This is a genomic window from Caballeronia choica, assembly GCF_001544535.1.
Classification (GTDB): Bacteria; Pseudomonadota; Gammaproteobacteria; order Burkholderiales; family Burkholderiaceae; genus Caballeronia; species Caballeronia choica.
Map to the genome: position 1 here is coordinate 1 of NZ_FCON02000318.1, position 3823 is coordinate 3823.

Sequence of the window (3823 nt, forward strand, 5' to 3'; positions counted from 1 at the left end):
TCGACTAATCAGCAGGTTCTGGTAATGCGCAGGAGGGCGTCGGAACCGGCGCCGTTACTGGCGTTACGTCGCTGGTTCCTTCACATTATCGCGATGGTGCCATCCTGTAGGTGCGACCAACCGCTTACGGAGGCGCGCCATGTCCGATCAACAAACAACGCACGAAACGCTGCTCAGCAACCTTGAGCAGCATCTGGTAGCCGAGCGATATTGTGTCCACATCCGCAATCGCTATCTGGCGGTCGCGGCAAACTTCCTTCGATTTCTCGATAGGCGACGAATATGCGTTGAGGCGTCGAGGCCTAAAGACATATCGGCGTATCTTCGATGTGAACTTCAACGCTTCCGGCGCCACCGCGGTCACTCGCCGATCTCCCTGCGGAGCTGGGAAGCCTCTCATACCAGCGGCATTCATCAGCTGCTGCGATTGGCCATCGGCAAGTGGCCGCCCGATCCACTTCCCTCCAGTGTGAATGCAAGATTTGATCGGACACTGTGCATGGAATACGGTGAATGGCTTCGGGAGTGGCGAGGACTGGCAGCCGAAACGGTCGATGGCCTTCTTGCCGAAGCACGACGATTCTTGTGTTCCAATGGACGGTGCAAAGGCGCCGAAACGTTGATGCATATGACGGTCGCGGATATTGATGCCTATCTGCAAAGCCGTGTTTCGTCGCTGCGTCGAGCATCGCGTAAAGGTATCGCGCTGGGGCTCCGCAGCTTCGTTCGTTACCTGTATGAGACGGGCCGTACTGGTCACGATCTTTCTCGATTCGTCATTGTTCCAAGAATGTATGCGTACGAGTCTATTCCCTCGGCGCTGCGCCCCGCCGACATCAGCGCAGTCCTAAGCTCCACGCGCCAGGACCGCTCCCCGATAGGGCTGCGCGACTACGCCATTCTGATGATGCTGTCGACGTACGGGATACGAGCGGGAGAAGTGGTGCGATTGCGTCTGGAGGATATCGACTGGAGAGGTGATCGATTTTACATCCGCCATACCAAGACTGGATCGCAATCAGTCTTGCCGTTGCTTCCGAGTGTCGGTGACGCTCTGCTTGACTACTTGCGACGAGGACGACCAGCCTCAGATGTGCGCGAGATATTTGTTCGCGCTCGGGCACCTTATCGCGGATTTCGCAGTGGTTCCAGCTTGTACACACCAGTGCGTCGGCGACTCGAAGCAGCCGGGATACATCCAGTTGGTAAATGCGGTCCGCACGCATTTCGACATGCACGCGCTGTCAGCCTGCTTCGTGCTGAGGTTTCGGTAAAAGCGATTGGGGACCTTTTGGGACACCGGTCGGCTGGGTCTACAGCCGTGTACCTCAAGTTGGCTACGGAGCATCTTCGCGGCGTAGCTCTTGAAGTTCCGAACATGGAGAAGCAGCCATGAAGCGGATCTGGCCTGATGCTGACGGACGTTGCATCGAACGCTTTATCCGGGGATTGGTAACCCGCAACGCAACGACGCCCATCGTTTACCGATGCGTTTTATCCGGCTTCCAGCGGTTTGTCATGCAGCGCGATCGCGGGCAATTGCTGGATCAGCAAACGATCAAAGCATGGTTGCACGAGCGAGTTGCACAATGGCCTTTTCACATCGTCTTTCATCGCGCGCGTCTCGTCGACCGGTTCCTCGATTTTCTCGAGACAGAAGGATCGATTGCGAGCAATCCGCTACATGAACTGCGGAAGCGATACGGTCAGCGAACGACAACGCCCATAGTGCGTGCACTACTATCGTTTTCCTCAGAGACAGCGCTTGAGGCCTTGCGTCCGCTTCCTCGCTTTGGAAGCTTTCTCGGGCCGCTCATGCTCTACCATGTCACGTTAATGCGCGACATGGGCTACCGCTACGAGACGCCGGCAAACCGATTTTTATATTTCGATCGCTATCTGCAGAAGAATCCGCATCTGGAGGGTCAACCTCTGCCCGTTCTTCTGCAAGAATGGCGAGCCATACGGCCGACGCCAGAGCACGCTTGGCAGTGCCAGGAGTTGGGGCGCGATCTTGCCAGAGCGTGGCGACGCTTCGAGCCAATGATTCCCATGCCCAGGCCCGACCGCCGACTCTGTGAGCAGTTGAAGCAACAGCGACGGCGGCCCCACATCTACACAGAGCAAGAAGTGCGGCACGTGCTCGAAACCGCACGGCGATATCCCTCACCGTGTGCACCGCTTCGACCTCTGAGCCTGTACACAATGCTCGTTCTTGCATATTGCACCGGACTACGCCTGGGCGAGATCGTAGGTCTCAACCTGGGTGACGTACATCTCGATGTGGGGGAGATATTCGGGAGACGAAGTTCTTTAAATCGAGGACATTGCCGGTTCCCAACAGCGTCGTGGCTGCACTGCGCGACTACCTGCATGCGCGGCGACTGGCGGGCGGCCCACAGCAGGCCGCGTCAGGGCTTTTCTGGCATCAGCAACGGGCCGGCCGCTACTCTTATGTGATGACCGAGAAGCTTCTGGTACGTGTCCTGCGCCTCTCTGGCGTAAAGCCTGACAGAGGCGGGCTCGGGCCACGCATTCATGATATTAGGCATACGTTCGTCGCAAATCGAATGCTTGCGTGGTACCGCGAGGGGATCAACCCTCAGGCTCGCCTGCCTTATCTTGCCACGTATCTCGGCCACAGGGACATTAACTCGACTCTGGCCTATTTGACCATCACCAATGAACTGCTGCAAATGGCAGGAGCGCGCTTCCGTGCTTTCGGCGCGCACAGCCTTCACGTCGAAGGAGTGGACAATGAGACCGATTGATCCTTTGCCCAGATTGCTCCAGGAATTTTTTTACACACACATGCTGGAGCAGCGCAATCTCTCAGCGCATACGGTGCGATCCTATCGCGATACCTGGAGATTATTCCTGCGGTTTTCGGCTACGAAGCGCAAACAGTCCGTAGCCGCACTCGTGCTCGGCGACCTTACCGCAGCCATGGTAGGAGCCTTCTTGCAGCAATGCGAGCAAGAGCGCAAGGTCACGATCGGCACTCGAAACTGCCGACTGGCCGCGCTGCACAGCTTCTTCACTTTTGTCGCTGAACGGGAGCCCATATACGCTGCGCAGTGCGCCGAAGTGCTGCGCATTCCCACCAAGCGTGAAGCCGTTCGCGCACCATTCTATCTTGAGCCGGACGAGGTTGATGCCACTATGCTGCAGCCGGATCGCACAAGTCTTGAAGGCCTACGCGATCACGCGCTGCTCTGTTTTCTCTACAACACGGGCGCACGCATCCAGGAAGCGCTCGATGTCAGCCCACAACGTATTCGCTTCGATCCACCGTCTTACGTGCGATTGGTCGGCAAGGGTAAAAAGGAGCGGGTCTGTCCTCTATGGCCAGAAACCGTTCTCGTACTTAAGGCACTACTCAAGCGGCAACCGCGCGCGGACAATGATCCTATTTTTGTCAATCGCTATGGCGTACCTCTGGGGGCGTCCGGAGTGCGCTATAAGCTCGCACAGTACGTTCAGGCGGCCGCAAAGACTGTTCCGACCTTGTCTTTGAAGCGCGTATCTCCGCACAGTTTTCGGCACGCGGCTGCTGTCCACCTCGTAGCAGTGGGGGTAGACGTCACCGTGATCCGCAGCTGGCTCGGCCACGTGAGCTTGGACACTACCAATCACTATGCCCAGGCAAATCTCGCTACAAAGCGCGCGGCACTCGAACGTCTCGAACCGACCACGAAGAGAAAGAGACCTCCGCGATGGAAACGCGACGCCGACTTGCTCGCGTGGCTAGATTCACTTTAGGCCCACGCGTAATGTGAAGGAACCGGCGACGTAACGCCAGTAACGGCGCCGGTTCCGACGC

The 3823-nt window shown here is 57.4% G+C and carries 4 protein-coding genes; all 4 read left to right on the forward strand.

What is annotated here, in order from left to right; translation table 11 throughout:
- Positions 1-139 precede the first annotated feature (139 nt).
- From AWB68_RS43110 to AWB68_RS43120, 4 genes are read left to right on the forward strand one after another with little or no spacing between them, the layout of a single operon-like run.
- Positions 140-1396: a site-specific integrase gene (locus AWB68_RS43110; protein WP_087650209.1), complete on the forward strand. Its 1257-nt coding sequence runs from the start codon at positions 140-142 to the stop codon at positions 1394-1396.
- Entirely contained in the window at positions 1393-2460 is a 1068-nt protein-coding gene (locus AWB68_RS43115) for a site-specific integrase (protein ID WP_235028840.1), read from the forward strand. Before AWB68_RS43110 ends, AWB68_RS43115 begins: the two co-directional genes overlap by 4 nt.
- Positions 2349-2771, forward strand: coding sequence for a site-specific integrase (locus tag AWB68_RS50430; RefSeq protein ID WP_235028839.1), 423 nt, complete (start codon positions 2349-2351; stop codon positions 2769-2771). Before AWB68_RS43115 ends, AWB68_RS50430 begins: the two co-directional genes overlap by 112 nt.
- Positions 2758-3762, forward strand: a complete 1005-nt coding sequence (locus tag AWB68_RS43120; RefSeq protein WP_087650210.1) for a tyrosine-type recombinase/integrase — start codon at positions 2758-2760, stop codon at positions 3760-3762. The genes AWB68_RS50430 and AWB68_RS43120 overlap by 14 nt, the downstream gene beginning before the upstream one ends.
- Positions 3763-3823: the final 61 nt, after the last annotated feature.